General features: G+C 54.1%; 14 protein-coding genes. 3 read left to right on the forward strand and 11 right to left on the reverse strand.

The genetic code is table 11. From position 1 onward, the window contains the following. Positions 1-163: 163 nt before the first annotated feature. From BLO43_RS14305 to traJ, 9 genes are all read right to left on the reverse strand, one after another. Positions 164-2071: a ParB/RepB/Spo0J family partition protein gene (locus BLO43_RS14305; protein WP_090907646.1), complete on the reverse strand. Its 1908-nt coding sequence runs from the start codon at positions 2069-2071 to the stop codon at positions 164-166. 66 nt (positions 2072-2137) lie between these two features. Next, positions 2138-2443: a type I restriction endonuclease subunit M gene (locus tag BLO43_RS14310; protein ID WP_090907647.1), complete on the reverse strand. Its 306-nt coding sequence runs from the start codon at positions 2441-2443 to the stop codon at positions 2138-2140. Between the two features lie 270 nt (positions 2444-2713). Continuing rightward, a complete protein-coding gene (locus tag BLO43_RS16530) occupies positions 2714-2968 on the reverse strand; it encodes a hypothetical protein (RefSeq protein WP_139149288.1) in 255 nt (84 codons plus the stop codon). A gap of 13 nt (positions 2969-2981) precedes the next feature. Further along, positions 2982-3794, reverse strand: a complete 813-nt coding sequence (locus tag BLO43_RS14315) for an N-6 DNA methylase (protein WP_090907648.1) — start codon at positions 3792-3794, stop codon at positions 2982-2984. Between the two features lie 931 nt (positions 3795-4725). Then, positions 4726-5208: a thermonuclease family protein gene (locus BLO43_RS14320; RefSeq protein WP_175443976.1), complete on the reverse strand. Its 483-nt coding sequence runs from the start codon at positions 5206-5208 to the stop codon at positions 4726-4728. Between the two features lie 7 nt (positions 5209-5215). Further along, positions 5216-5764 (reverse strand): conjugative transfer signal peptidase TraF, encoded by a 549-nt coding sequence (gene traF / locus BLO43_RS14325; RefSeq protein WP_254773492.1) that lies wholly within the window; start codon positions 5762-5764, stop codon positions 5216-5218. A 37-nt stretch (positions 5765-5801) separates the two neighbouring features. Next, complete coding sequence (locus BLO43_RS14330; protein ID WP_090907651.1) at positions 5802-7664, reverse strand: type IV secretory system conjugative DNA transfer family protein; 1863 nt, start codon at positions 7662-7664, stop codon at positions 5802-5804. After that, positions 7661-9544 carry a TraI/MobA(P) family conjugative relaxase gene (gene traI, locus BLO43_RS14335; RefSeq protein WP_175443977.1) on the reverse strand — a complete coding sequence of 628 codons (1884 nt, stop codon included), beginning with the start codon at positions 9542-9544 and terminating at the stop codon, positions 7661-7663. The genes BLO43_RS14330 and traI overlap by 4 nt, the downstream gene beginning before the upstream one ends. Position 9545: 1 nt before the next feature. Continuing rightward, positions 9546-9905, reverse strand: a complete 360-nt coding sequence (gene traJ / locus BLO43_RS14340; RefSeq protein ID WP_090907653.1) for a conjugal transfer transcriptional regulator TraJ — start codon at positions 9903-9905, stop codon at positions 9546-9548. Between the two features lie 289 nt (positions 9906-10194). Here traJ and BLO43_RS14345 point away from each other — a divergent pair, with 289 nt between their 5' ends. Genes BLO43_RS14345 through BLO43_RS14355 form a run of 3 tightly spaced genes read left to right on the forward strand, consistent with a single transcriptional unit; the run spans position 10195 to position 11707 of the window. Further along, positions 10195-10551, forward strand: a complete 357-nt coding sequence (locus BLO43_RS14345) for a TraK family protein (RefSeq protein WP_090907654.1) — start codon at positions 10195-10197, stop codon at positions 10549-10551. Further along, positions 10551-11279 (forward strand): nucleotide-binding protein, encoded by a 729-nt coding sequence (locus BLO43_RS14350; RefSeq protein WP_090907655.1) that lies wholly within the window; start codon positions 10551-10553, stop codon positions 11277-11279. Before BLO43_RS14345 ends, BLO43_RS14350 begins: the two co-directional genes overlap by 1 nt. Then, entirely contained in the window at positions 11276-11707 is a 432-nt protein-coding gene (locus BLO43_RS14355; protein WP_175443978.1) for a DUF1216 domain-containing protein, read from the forward strand. Before BLO43_RS14350 ends, BLO43_RS14355 begins: the two co-directional genes overlap by 4 nt. Positions 11708-11721: 14 nt before the next feature. Here the strand turns inward: BLO43_RS14355 and BLO43_RS14360 are convergent, their stop codons facing one another. Continuing rightward, a complete protein-coding gene (locus BLO43_RS14360) occupies positions 11722-12087 on the reverse strand; it encodes a KfrB domain-containing protein (protein WP_254773493.1) in 366 nt (121 codons plus the stop codon). A 25-nt stretch (positions 12088-12112) separates the two neighbouring features. After that, positions 12113-13075 carry a ParB/RepB/Spo0J family partition protein gene (locus tag BLO43_RS14365; RefSeq protein ID WP_090907657.1) on the reverse strand — a complete coding sequence of 321 codons (963 nt, stop codon included), beginning with the start codon at positions 13073-13075 and terminating at the stop codon, positions 12113-12115. Positions 13076-13195 lie beyond the last annotated feature (120 nt).

The following is a 13195-nucleotide window of genomic DNA, read 5'->3' on the forward strand; positions in this document are numbered from 1 at the left end:
ACTACCCGGTGGAGTGATGTGCCGGTTGTGCGTGCCTGCTGATTGTCTGCATTTGGGTTAAATTTACCTTCGAAGAGTTGGGTATTAATAGCCGCATTCAGAATTAAATGCAGGCATGACTCGGTGCCATTGCAGCCCTTCACAGGGCTGCAAGTTTTATATTTCATCCTGCCTTGAACGTATCCGGCAACCAGCGCAAGCCGGACAGTTTCGCATTCGCGGACTCTACCAGTTCACCCTTTTTCATCTTCTTCATGGTCTGCGCCATCTGAGGGGATACCGCCTCTCCCACCACTTCAATAATCCGGTCTTTGGATACATGCAAAAGGTAGTTCTCCGGCGTGGGTTCCCACCAGTCGGCCATGTCCAGGCTCAAGGCGGTCATGATTGCCGCCACGTCATCCGAGGGCGCATTCTCCCGTCCCGATACGGTATTGATCGAGACTGCCGTGCAAAACGCCAGCAGGTCGTGCAAGTCCGCCACGTCTTGCTCCAACAGCCACCCGAACAGCGTCTTGCCGCCCTGCCCTGCCGCTTTGATACGCTCTGTCCAATACACATGTTTTTCCTCGATTACCTTAGCGGCGCGGCTCTGCCCGATGTTCTCCGCATCCTTCTTGAGGTAGGTTTGCTCGATGTTGACCTGCACGATCCGGTTAGTCCGGTAGCCGCCCCCGAAAACCTGCAATGCCAGTTGATGTACAAGTGCCGCCAGCGCAATTTCCGGCCGGTTCATGATTTCTGCCTGAATCGCCGCGCTGCGGTGCGCGGTGAGCATGCGCGTGAGCTTTTCCGAATGCACGGGCCTCGCCGCCTCGCTCTGTCCGCTTTCCACCAGCCCTGTTTCCGCTCCCTGCGTCTTGGGCAGTCTCTTCACGTCCTCCTTGCGGATCAAACCCCGCTCGATGCGCAACTCCCCCGCATGGTCAACCGTAACGATGACACCCGCGATTGCAAGGTCGGCGGCGTTCAGCTCTTCCAATGACTGGTGCAATGCATCTATCTTTCCCTGGATGGCGGCGCTCTTTTTTTCCAGCGCAGCATAGGTTTCGCCGTCCTCGTCCGCTTCCTCGTCGTATCCCTCAAATTCGGCCTCGATGGCTTCCATTTCGGCATCCAGCGCATCCATTGCGGCCTGTTCCTCGGCTGTCGGTTCACGCCTGATGGTTCGCGCCCTCACGAATTCTGCCCTGTCCGAATGGTCGAACGTGGTATGGCATTGCGCCCATGCATGACCTTCGTCCTTGATGGCATCAACCGCCTGATTGAGTTTTTCAAGCGCAAGCGATTCCAACAGTTCGGCATCCTGTATATAACCTTCGTCCTCTTTCCCAAAAAGGTCGCGCCGTATTAATCCCCCGGCGGCCTCGTAGGTTTCGATTCCAACGAACCTCGCAAGCGGGCTATGCCGAATATCTATTTCGGTTCCGGTAATCAATCGCCGGAAGTTTGATCCGCTGCGCTGCCATTCGGGCGTACTGCTCCAGATACGCTCCTGCAATTCGTGGTCGTCGGTTAGCGCCAATGCGGATATCTGCTCGAAATTCATTTCATCCTCGGCATACAGCTTGAAGATGGCCGGGGAAACGTGGGTGAGCTTGAGGTAACGCTTGACGGTTAGGGGAGAGACGCCAAAGCGTGGGGCAATCTCGTCCAGCGACAGTCCCGCCTCGGTCAGATTGCGGTAGGCCGTGACCAGATCGGCGGGGTGCATGGCTTCGCGCCCGGAGTTTTCCGTCAGGCTCAGTTCCAGTGCTTCTTCCGGCCCCACGATGCGGCAATCCACTTCATTCTCTTTCGATAGTCGTTCTTCGGCCACCAATAGATTCAATGCGTCCAGCCGCCGCCCACCGGCGACGACTTCATATTTTCCGGTTCTTTTGTTCTTCTTTTTCTGTTCAGTTACAACCAGATTATGTATCAGCCCTTGCGCGGCAATCAAAGCGGCCAGTTCGCCTATGCCGCTGCTCCCTTTCTTGCGGACATTCAAAGGCGATTTAACAAGGTGCTTGATGGCAATGCGCTGAATGTTGCCGGTTTCAATGGCTTGGGTGACGTGGGTATTTTTCATGATTTTTCCTGTGAAAAGGGTTTAGTAAAGAGAAAGAAGAGCCGGTGCGCCGCACCGGCATGGGTTCTAATATTCGCCGGGTAAAAGAAAGGTGGTCACACTGCGGTCGGCTTCCGTGATGATCCACAGGGTATTGTCGCCAAAGCCTTCACAGGGCTTGGTCTCATCAATCGGATAGGCCGATAAGACACGAAACCCAAAGCGCACCGCTTCATTGTTGGTGGCGATATCTTCCTCGTCCACCGAACCCCAATCGCCTCGCATATGCCGCGCAAGGCAATTCGCCATCCACAACGGATGGGTCTTATCGAGTGCGCCGGGTGTTGCCACCACCTGTCCCAGTGGAAATAACGGTTGCTTGATTTGTTCCATGGCTAGCCTCCAAAGTAAGGTTGAAAAAGAGAGTCCTAAAAATAGATCCTCTCGCTCGAACCTCTTCGCTTCGCCCTGGGGCGACGGGAGTGGGGGATAGCCCTGCCCTCACGGGCAAGGGTTGGGAATGGGTGGGGTGGACAGGCGAAGGAACAGCCGGGCCTTTCCTGTTGCGTATTGCTTATCCCCCCACAAGTCCCCCTCGCAAGCGATTGGGGGGAGTTGATGGGGGGATGGCGCAACGGGATAGGCCCGTGCCGCTAAAAAGTTTTAAATGGGGTAAGGCATGATGATTGCTGCGGCCGGAATCACAGAGCGGTTCCGGATCACACGCCATGACAGGCGTAGCGCACCGCTACGAAGTCTGAGCGGCTGGCGTTGCGTGTGACAGCGGCAATCACACGGCAATTTTCTTGACCAGGAAAATCCGTTCAGTCCTGGCCGCGCCGCCGGCTTGGACGTGGCCGGCGGCGCGGGTGCCCTGCCCTTGCCTTGCAGGATGTCTATTGGCAGGCAAGACGCCATGCTCCCGATATCCTTAAAACAACGTCAATTGCCCCGTGCCTGTTTGTACCGCCACAACCTCGCGCACCTGCTGCACAACCGCTTCCGGCATAGGCGGTACGGCATGATCGGCTTTTTCGCCCCAATCCTGTCTGGCGCTTACGTCCCGCTTGAGCCTCGCATTCCAAAAGCCCAGCACATGCGCAGGCGTCAGCCAGTATCCCCATTGCTCCATCGATAGCGTATTGCCATGCACGACAATTGCCGGAATGTGCAGCAACGACAACTGCACGTAAGCCATGTGTACGGCGGTTGCATCGATATCGATACAGGTAGCATGCATCGCTTGCTGGTAATTAATGCCTTCATCACGGAGCGCCTCCGCGGTGGCGATCACCATCCCCCCTGCCCCGGCTGCCGGCTCCATCACGCGCACGAATCCCCGCTCCTTGCATAGCTGGCCAGCATCGCCGCAGAGTATTTGCGCCATCAGAACAGATACGTGATAGGGCGTGAAAAACTGCCCTGCCCCACTGTTTCCCAGCTCAAGCGCCATGAATAACTGACCGAGGCAATCACTCATGCCCTCTTCCAGCGATAGCGTGAGACAGGCCAGCATCTTGGGGAAGCGCGCAACTTCATCAACCTTGTAGCCTTTGACGATCTGCAAGTACCGTACCTCCCGTATTTCAAATTGCGCGCGGTCAACCGTATTGCTAAACGACAGCGCGGCCAGCTCGCAGAAATCCTTGAAAACCGTATAGGGATGACGACTGCGGCTGTTTTCATGCACCAGCTTGGCAAACTCCTGCTGGTGTTTGTTCAATCCAATGTAGTTTGTCGTCATTGATTCTCTTCCTTGCGGTCATCGTTTTGTTAGGGGCGAGCCAGGTCTTGAACTGATTTGCTCGAACAGACCTGGCCGGCCTGCTTACTGTTGTAAAACATCGCTTCGCTGAGGGTTTCGCCGTTAAAGCACGGCGGGATGACAAGGCGGGAGAGTGAGATTGCAAGGGCTGACTGAACGAAGAGAAGGCAAGGCACAGCGCACCCTTGCAATGGAACGCGGCTTGGTTAGGATCTTAGTGCTTGGCGATACCCGAACGAAGCGACTGCCGGGCAGTAAGCGGGTGGGCTAGTGAGAGCGGATGCAACGAAACGTGAAGCGTTGCGCGTGGGGTAAGTCGGGATGGGCAGCGTGACCGGGCAGGTGACGCTGCTAGACAGGTATTTGCAAAAGGGATCGTTACCGCATGGCCGGGACTACAGGCCCGGTGCGCCTCTGCGCATAGAGCCCGCTCCGCTGACTACTGTGAGCGGGTTTGCCTCGTATCAGCTTATTTATGACGTATGATTGTACTGAAGGAAAGGACAAGAAGCACTAATATTGCAAATAATTCAATGAATTACGAAAGAAACGCGATCTATAACCCCACTGTAACAGCAAGAAACTGGATCCAAGCTGCCCGCAACCATGAAGTAAAACTTGTTGGATTTGGTTTTTAAAGGAAGGAGAAAAAATGCAATTCAGATATTTTTCCGAACACACTACCCGATCAGTGCTAGACTTACGCACAACCCATTATGCATAAAATATGGACTTTAAACCCCGAGGGGCCACGCTAATTACTAAAAGGAGTCAAATAAAATAATGAAGAAATTCAAATCCAGTAAGCTACTGATGCCATCCCTCTATTGCTTCTCAATATTTGCCGCCGGCTATCCTATCAACGTAAATCCCATCAACACAGGATTCACGGTAATAAAGCAGCAGGTTATTATTTACGCCGATAATCCCAGGGAGGAATCGGGCGTGTGTCCGTCCACAACCCAAAGCCATTCAAGCGGCTTGCTTCCGCAGCCTCTGCATACACCGGCCGATCCGCCGGCAGCTGATCCCTCTGGTATCCATGCCAGGCGAATCCTGCCCTGATTTGTTCCAGATTTACGTCCTGGCCGTCCCTCATCACCTTACCGAGAATACGTTGATAACGGTCGCGCTTGAACCATTCCACGGTAACGGTCCTACCGGAGACCAAGCTCGCCAAGTGCTGTTTTGCTTTAGTGCCGAAGGCCTGTTTACGCTCTGGTGCGTCAATGCCTGTCAACCTGACTTTATGCTGCGTGTGATCCGTATCGAGGACAGTAATCGTATCCCCATCGACAACACCCACGACGCGCCCTGTAAAGGTCTCAGCCTGTGCGGGAGACAATCCCGTCAACAAGAAAAGTAGCAGGAAACATCTGAAAAAAACACTCACCAATTATTCACCAAGTGAGTACCGGTCGAATCACACCCTTGATCTGAGAAAAATCCACCGGCCCGAAATATCGGCTATCGAAGGAAGTCCCACTCATGTCGGACATAAGCAGCAATTCAGTTTTACCCAGGGTGTAGGTGCCAAGTGGATAACGTGGCATCGCCCTGCCCGCTTTATCCGCTTCCAGGGGTATGCTGGCTGGCAAAGGTTTCCCGTTGATTCGGATCCCTTTCCCGGTCATGTCAACACGGTCATTGCCCGTTGCCAAGACGCGTTTCATCATGAAGCCGTAATCACCCGGACAGAAGCCTGCCGAAATGTACCCGCGCGCAAGCGCTTCGTCGAATAGGGACGATTCAGGCGGACAAAAGATAACGTAAGCGCCTTTTACTACCGGGTCATCCGTCATCCAGTACAGACCAAGGGGAATGCTGCGGCTGCTATTAATCCGGCCGCCTGCTGCAAAGCAAGTCATCCCCAGCAAAATAACGGCCATGCCGCCAATGGCAAGGAACCGAGTAATGTGGGTATATCGGACATAACAGTATTTATTCACGTAAGAGCGTAGATACGTATATAGAAAAATACGGCGCTTAAATCAGCCGGTCGCTCTGGCTGGGCGCGGGAACTTCGGCACGCGCCTGAAATATGGGGTCCTGAAAGTAAAGCGGCTGCCTGCCATAGATGGCCGGGTAACCTGCCACGTACACAATCATGTCGCCGGCTTCCTCGATCACGTCCTGGCCGTCACGCACCCCTTTGACCGGCCCCGGCATGCGCAGGCATTCATCCACGGTAAGCAGCGAGCGTTGGATCTCTTGCGTAGTGCGTGAGGTTTGCTTGCCATTCTTGGTGACTTGCTCCTTGACAAGGGTGGTTTGCCCCATCAGCTTCGATAAGTGTTCCGCGGTTTCCACGCGATTGGGTGGGAAAGCATTTTGAATGTGGCAGTTCGAAGTAATGGATTCATCGTGCCCATAGCCGGTGCTGGCTGATTTGAGCTGGTTGATATCCTGGCAGACAAGGTAGCACTTAATGCCGTAGCCAGCGAGAAATGCCAAGGATTCTTGCAGGATTCCAAGCTTGCCTAGACTTGGAAATTCATCGAGCATCATCAGGAGACGGTGCTTATACGCAGATTTTGGCCGGCCGTGCTCAAATTCGATGCGGTCCGCCAACAAGCGGACGATCATGTTGAGCAAAATGCGCACCAGGGGACGAAGCCGTGCGTTATCGATTGGTTTTAGGACGATGTAAAGGCTGACCGGATCGTCATGGTGCATGAGGTCGCGCACCCTGAAATGGGAGTCACTGGTGTTTTCGCGTATGACCGGATCACGGTAGAGCGACAGATACGATTTCACGGTGGACAACACCGATGCAGCCTCATCGGAGGCCCGGTCCATCATGTCGCGCCCGCTGGCATTGATGATGCGATAATTCGGCCCGGCTATGGGAGGCGCCGAAAACATCTCCATCCACAATTCCTCGATATCGCGATTTGTGTCAGAGAGCAAGGCATCAATATCCGAGAGGGAAGGCACTGCCATTGCGCCACCTTGCGCTTTATAGAGCGCGTGCAGGACAAGTCCCACCAAAAGCGCCTGGGCTGATTTCTGCCAGTGCGATTCCAACCCCTTTCCATCGGGATCAACAATTAGGAAGGCAAGGTTCTGAACATCCCCGACTTCATATTCCGTGCCCCGCCGGATCTCATCCAACGGATTCCAGTGCGCTGCCCCCGTAGGCGCCGCGGGTTCAAACCGCAATACCCGGTTGTCTGCGTGTTGCTTGCGCCAACCCGACGTCAATTCCCATAACTCCCCTTTCAAGTCAGTGATGACAGCACTCTCGGGCCAGGCGAGCAGTGTTGGCACAATCAGACCAACACCTTTACCTGAACGGGTCGGCGCGTAGCAAAGGATGTGTTCCGGCCCGCTGTGCCGCAGATAATGCACTGTGCCGCTCTTGTCCATCCATCCGCCCACATAAACGCCGGCGGCGACCTGGGCTTCCTTCCCACGTACTCTGTCGAGCAGAGGGTGTTTTTTCGGCATGAGCCCCGCCGCCTCGATGTCCTCACGATCTGCCCAGCGTGCCGATCCATGGGAATAAGGATTTAAAGAGGCTTTTTGCGCCACCAACGTTTTGACGGCCATCACTGCCATGAGCCCTAAGGCTGTCGCCATCATGCCGGCGTTGCCGGCATCCATGAACTGGCGCGGATAATATTGATTCCAGTCCATGAGCCATTCGAGAATCTTCCAGGGGGGGTAGATAAAGCCGGCGTGGCCGCCTAATGTGGCGTGGTACTGAAAGGTGTGGGCAAAGTACTGGGTTGCGACGGACAATCCGCATACCAGCGTCAATACAGCCAGCACCGGAATCAGGTGGGATTTATTGCTCTTGCGGTTGCGGACCTGCGGGCCGACCGCGTTGTTGAATTTGCGTGTCATAAGCTGCGCCCTCTTTTCCGAATCATGCCCTCTTCGTTAAAAGTCACTTCAGCACCTATTTTCAGGCGCTTCATGCTCGCCCGTGTCGCTGTATCCACAGGCACCACGAGGATATCGGCATTCCGGGTTTTCAAGAGCACCAGCGGCCGCTCGTCTACCTGGCGCCATCCGGCAAAACTTCCTGTCCCGCACTGGCCTGGCTTCCAGGCGGTATGCCGCGGGATATCCGCTATCACCGCCCTCTTCGCTTCCCGCTCGGTCATGTAGCGCCGCGCAGCATCCTCCCCGGGGCTGCTGTAATCACGGGTTCTCCCGTGATGTGGCTTGAGGGTTATTGGGTCGTCTGTCAGCTTCAGTGCGCCGCTTTGCTGCTGCGTCCTGTCAATAAAGGTAACGGAGAGCTTGAGTGCTTTTGACGTGCGTAATACTTTCTCCCTGAACTCTATATCACCAAGGAGCGTAATGCGCGGGCCAAAACGATGGATTGCCATGCTCAAGGCAATCTCCAATCCTTCTTGTGTCAAGCCATCAGCCAGTTCCAGGCGGTTGCCACTGTCGCGAATAACAAAACCTTTATCGCGATAAATGATGGTTCCGTGCTTGGTGACGCTGTCCACCATCATGCCAGATGTCATCACTGAACCCTGATTCTGAACAATTCCTAGTAGACCATTAGCGCGCCGCTCAGCGCGGATTCTGCGCCTGCGCAAGGCGGCAAGCGCCGCCTCGTCGTTTAAGGCTGCATGTTCGGCCAGCCAGTCGATCCATGCAAGCGGCTTCGCCTCATGGGCTAACTGCTTGCAGCCGGCGCGATGCTGCTCATGGATAATCTGCATATCCGCATGCAGGGCGGCACCCGCCTGATGGTACAGCACCCGCTTGGATAGCCTGTCGCAACCGAGCTGCTTGATAAGACCGCGTTTCAACCTTGCTTGAATCTTTGCTTCGGTTATCAGGCCATGCTTTTGATGGCGCAATTCGCGCAAGGACTTGGCCCGAGCCTCCCTTTTTAGCACCTGCTCGGCCTGATAGCGCAGGTAGAGTTCGTCCGTACCATGACCGCTTGATAGCGGACGCATCCGGTAAGAGCGCACGGCCTGCACCATCCTTTCACTGTATGACTCAAACGGCCCGAACCGCCTCACGAGTTGCGCTTTCGATAGCTCTCGCGCAACGGAACTCGCCTTGACCGCCCTTCCCTCCTGATCGGAAATTACAAGGCCATTTCCTTTTTCCCGTAATGTAAGCCCGTTCCTGCCCAATGTTTCATGTAGCGTCGCCCAATCCTGCGCCTGGCGCAAGTCCGTCAGGCATTCACGCCTGATCCAGCCAAGCAGGCTCTCCACTCCCCCCGCATGCTCCATGTCCAGCGCCATGCTCCGCGCCCCGCGCGTGTGCGTTTCATGGTTGGTTTGCGCCAGGTCATGGGCCAGCTCCAGTTTTTGGCAAATTATTCCCAATGTTTTGTAATCGCAATAGGGATTCTGGATCGTAAGCCTTTGTGGATGAATCTTGTTGATGGCGACATGGATGTGCAGGTTGTCGGTATCGGTATGCACCGCGCTGATGCGCTGATGCCCGCCAAACCCCAGTGCTTCGCATAACGCCGTCTCTACCCTTTGCCGGACATTCGGCGAAGGGCTGTCGCTGGCGTCGAATGAAATAAGCAAATGGTAGGTCTTATCGCTGCATGCCCTGCGGTTCCTCAATTGTGTGGCCAGGACTTCATGCACGGCATCCTGCGCTTCGCTCTGGTGACAATTCGTCACCAGCACCTGACCGATGCGCTCTTGCTTTTCTTTTGCGTGAGTGATGTAGGCAACCAGATCGCGAAAGCTGCTGCGCCGGGCAACCTTCATGGGAATGTGCTTGGCAATCATTTTAACGAGACAGAACCGTTTGCATGATCGCTCGCATGGCATCCTGGTTGCGTTCGATCTTGGTTAATACCGCGCGTATCTCCTCTGCCTTGACCTGGCGCAACCGCTCATCATTGGTAAGCCATAGTTTGAGCAGTCCGCCCATGCGCCCCAGGTCGCCATTGACCTTCGCCAAGTCATCGATACGCGCGTAATCCAGGATGCTTTTCACTTCCATGCCCAACCCGACATTGCGCAGATAAGCCGCAACCGATAGACCGGCTGCCCGCGCCTGTGCCTTGATCGCTTGCGCTTCCTGCGGCAGGCAGTAAATCTTCAGGGGAGGGCTGTTTTTGCGCGTGTATTTCCTGTCTGTGTCCATGATTCCTCCGGAATGGCGGCGGTAGCCGCCCTTTTATCGCTTGCCTCGCAGAGCAAGATCCCTGTTGAGCACAAAGTGCGAATTAGAGGGAAGTGAAGAGGGAATGGCCGCTTGCGGGTAGGCCCACTTCACATATCTTGCCCTGTCTCTTCGCAATAAAGTTTTTAGCCGAGAATTATTCTTCCCGCTTTATCTCTCCAATGAATTCAAGTTACCAAAAAAAGATTGATGTTGCAATCATTAATTGGTGTATATTATTGCTTTATGTTCGATATAACATGTTTAGAGAATGCAAAAGGATCTCTCCCAGCGGATCTCGCTCAGAGTCAAAAACAATTCAGCCAGCAGGAATGCACGCAATCTTGCCGCATTCCTGGCATTGCGCGACGAGATTCAAAAAGCATTGGCTGATGGTTGGACGGTGTATCAGATTTGGGAAACGCTCAATGCAGAGGAAAAAATCATTGCGAGCTATGCCACTTTCAACAACCAGGTCAAGCGCCTGATCCTAAAACGCAAGCATCAAGCGCCGGTACAGAATGAGCCGGCATCTGCTTCTCCAGTCCTTGCGCCAAACGCAAGACAACCGGTAAAGCCGGAGGGCTTTACTTTTTCTTCCATCCCCAACAAGGAGGATTTATTGTAATGGCTAATATTCATATGGTATTGCAAGGAAAAGGCGGCGTGGGCAAGTCTTTTACCGCGGCGCTGCTCGCGCAGTACATGATGCTCAAGGGTCAAAAGCCTTTGTGCATTGATACCGATCCGGTCAATGCGACTTTTCATGGGTATAAGGCACTTAACGTCCAGCGCTTGCAGATTATGGAAGGCGACGAGATCAACCCTCGCTATTTCGATGCCCTGATTGAGTTGATCGTCCCATCGGAGGAAGGGGCGATCATTGACAATGGTGCCAGCTCGTTTGTCCCCCTCGCGCATTACCTGATCAGTAACCAGGTCCCTGCCCTGCTACAGGAGTTGGGGCATGAGCTGGTATTGCACACGGTCATCACGGGTGGCCAGGCATTGCTCGATACCATCAGTGGTTTTGTGCAGCTTGCCACGCAGTTTCCCCAGGAAACGCGTTTTGTGGTCTGGCTCAATCCGTACTGGGGCCCGATCGAACATGAGGGCAAGGGCTTTACCGATCTCAAGGCGTACCGGGATAACAAGGCCCGTGTTTCGGCCATCATCCAGATCCCTCAGCTCAAGGAGCAGACTTACGGACGCGACTTAAGCGATATGCTTCAACAACGCCTGACATTCGATGAAGCCCTGGGAATGAAATCATTGGCGATCATGGCCCGCCAGCGACTGAAGATCGTGCGTGACAGGCTGCACAGCCAGCTTGAATTGGCGGCGGCATCGCTGTGAACGGGGATAGCGACGCCCTCAACCGGATAATTGAGGAAGTCGCGGTCAGGCATGGCATATCGCTTGGCCGGGATGATCCGGTACTAATGGTCTATACCATTAACCGTCAACTGATGGAAAGCAGCGCCAGGATTCAACAAGAAGCCCTTGAAAAATACCTCTGCAGCATGGAGAAATCAGCGGGCCGCATCCATGATCAGGCTGCCTGCGCACTGGATAGAAAAATGCGCGAGGCTTCGGCAAATATGAGGCAAGCGTTGCAACAGGAAGCAGAACGCTTGTTTAATCAGCAAAGAAAGGAAATCCAGGCGATAAACCACCATATGCTGGAAAGCCACCATAAATGGCGCCGCTTTGCCGTCTTTAATGTCGCTGTGTCGGTTCTGGCAGTAGTGACGGCAGGTGCCGTCCTGTGGTCCGGGGGTTGACTGGATCGTCCGGCTCAGCGCGAAAGCTTCCGGTTTAAGCCCAGTGTTGCCTCGATGGTCACCGCCCTGCCCGCTTCATAGGTAATGCAAACCGGCCTGCCGTACTCGGGTACGGCACCGAAGGCAGAGAACGGATGCCGCATGATGCCGTTTTGTTCCTGCTGGTACACGTATTCATCATCAATATGGAACACCACTCCTATGTGCTGAAGCGCCCTGTCTGCATCTTTGGCGAGATAGGCGTTATAGATCCCCGGCTTGAGCTCGCGTGCTTTCCCAACCTTTTGCGTGATCCACTGCCCTCCTTCTTCCTGCTGAACAATCCGCTGTCCGTTCATTACCAGAATGCGTTCTTTTTTAGGGTGCATATCGTTATTCATTGTTGCCGTTCCTTCCCCTTCGGCTCTATACGCCTTCAAGCAACCCCAGGAATTCGATTTCGCTCATCGCGCACTCTTTCTCAATTTCATCTCCCTCATATTTAACCCACGCCATACCGAAACGCGAGGGCCGGCGGCTAAATAGCAAATGCGCGATCCGGCCATCAACCCGCACTTGAACGATGGGCTTGTGCAAGCGCAAAGGGCTGGTTACGCGTGTCTTGCGGTCTTTTGCCGGCATTGTCCCGCCTCTCCCATAGGCATCTGTACCTTCCGTTATTTCATCCAGGCGCCGGCTGTCAAGGAAAGCGCGCAACCGCCCGATGGAGGCACGCGTGATTTCCACCGTTTGATCTTCCAGCCAGAATTCCACCTCCGCAGGGTATCGCTTCCAGGCTATTACCAAATGATTCAATGCAGTTACATCTTCGCATCGCCCCGAGTTAAAAACGTCGGCTATGGGATCGGGAAGATTCAAGAGCGTAGTGTAGTAGGTAACAAACGGGGAGGATTTTCCCAATTCTTTGGCGATCTGAGTCTTTGTCTTTCCCTTCTTCTCTTCCTGATCGATCAAGATTGCCCACTCTCGTGGCGTAAAGTCGGCATGGTGGGCATTGACAATAATCTGGTCGATCTTGGTGAAATCAGGGTCAATGAATGCCTTGATTGTCTTGTTATATATCAACTGGGAGGCGCGAAAGCGCCGTGCGCCATCGTTGATGATATACCGACCTGGTTTCTCTGGATGCCGCCGTACAGATATCGGGTTCTTTACGCCCCGCTGCCGAATAGTCTCGGCCAGTTCTTCAAGTAATTGTTTGTCGAATACCGTACGGGGCTGATAAGGATCTTCATCGATCAGATCCAAAGGCAACTCACGAGGTCCATCGTGAAGGGCGGCTAATGCCTCCCCCGGGTTCGTTGCCGGGAGGGATGATTTGCTTTTTGTTTGAATGCCGCGCGTATTCTTTGTATCGGCTTTTGCCATTCTGCAGATCCCCAATTTTTATTTGCAGTAAGTCTAACAAAAATTGAAGTTTTATTTAAGCAGCTTAAAGGCGAACTCACTTTATCCTCTGGACGTTACATAGCAATTAAAGAAACCTAA

The sequence above is a fragment of the Nitrosospira sp. Nsp13 genome, assembly GCF_900101945.1.
GTDB classification, from domain to species: domain Bacteria; phylum Pseudomonadota; class Gammaproteobacteria; order Burkholderiales; family Nitrosomonadaceae; genus Nitrosospira; species Nitrosospira multiformis_D.

Coding starts and splice junctions, on each gene's coding strand:
- traI (WP_175443977.1), bottom strand. CDS start 9,544: ATGATTGCCAAGCACATTCCCATGAAGGTTGCCCGGCGCAGCAGCTTT.
- BLO43_RS14345 (WP_090907654.1), top strand. CDS start 10,195: ATGCAAAAGGATCTCTCCCAGCGGATCTCGCTCAGAGTCAAAAACAAT.
- BLO43_RS14350 (WP_090907655.1), top strand. CDS start 10,551: ATGGCTAATATTCATATGGTATTGCAAGGAAAAGGCGGCGTGGGCAAG.
- traJ (WP_090907653.1), bottom strand. CDS start 9,905: ATGGACACAGACAGGAAATACACGCGCAAAAACAGCCCTCCCCTGAAG.
- BLO43_RS14315 (WP_090907648.1), bottom strand. CDS start 3,794: ATGACGACAAACTACATTGGATTGAACAAACACCAGCAGGAGTTTGCC.
- BLO43_RS14365 (WP_090907657.1), bottom strand. CDS start 13,075: ATGGCAAAAGCCGATACAAAGAATACGCGCGGCATTCAAACAAAAAGC.
- BLO43_RS14330 (WP_090907651.1), bottom strand. CDS start 7,664: ATGACACGCAAATTCAACAACGCGGTCGGCCCGCAGGTCCGCAACCGC.
- BLO43_RS14310 (WP_090907647.1), bottom strand. CDS start 2,443: ATGGAACAAATCAAGCAACCGTTATTTCCACTGGGACAGGTGGTGGCA.
- BLO43_RS14305 (WP_090907646.1), bottom strand. CDS start 2,071: ATGAAAAATACCCACGTCACCCAAGCCATTGAAACCGGCAACATTCAG.
- BLO43_RS16530 (WP_139149288.1), bottom strand. CDS start 2,968: ATGGCGTCTTGCCTGCCAATAGACATCCTGCAAGGCAAGGGCAGGGCA.
- BLO43_RS14360 (WP_254773493.1), bottom strand. CDS start 12,087: ATGAATAACGATATGCACCCTAAAAAAGAACGCATTCTGGTAATGAAC.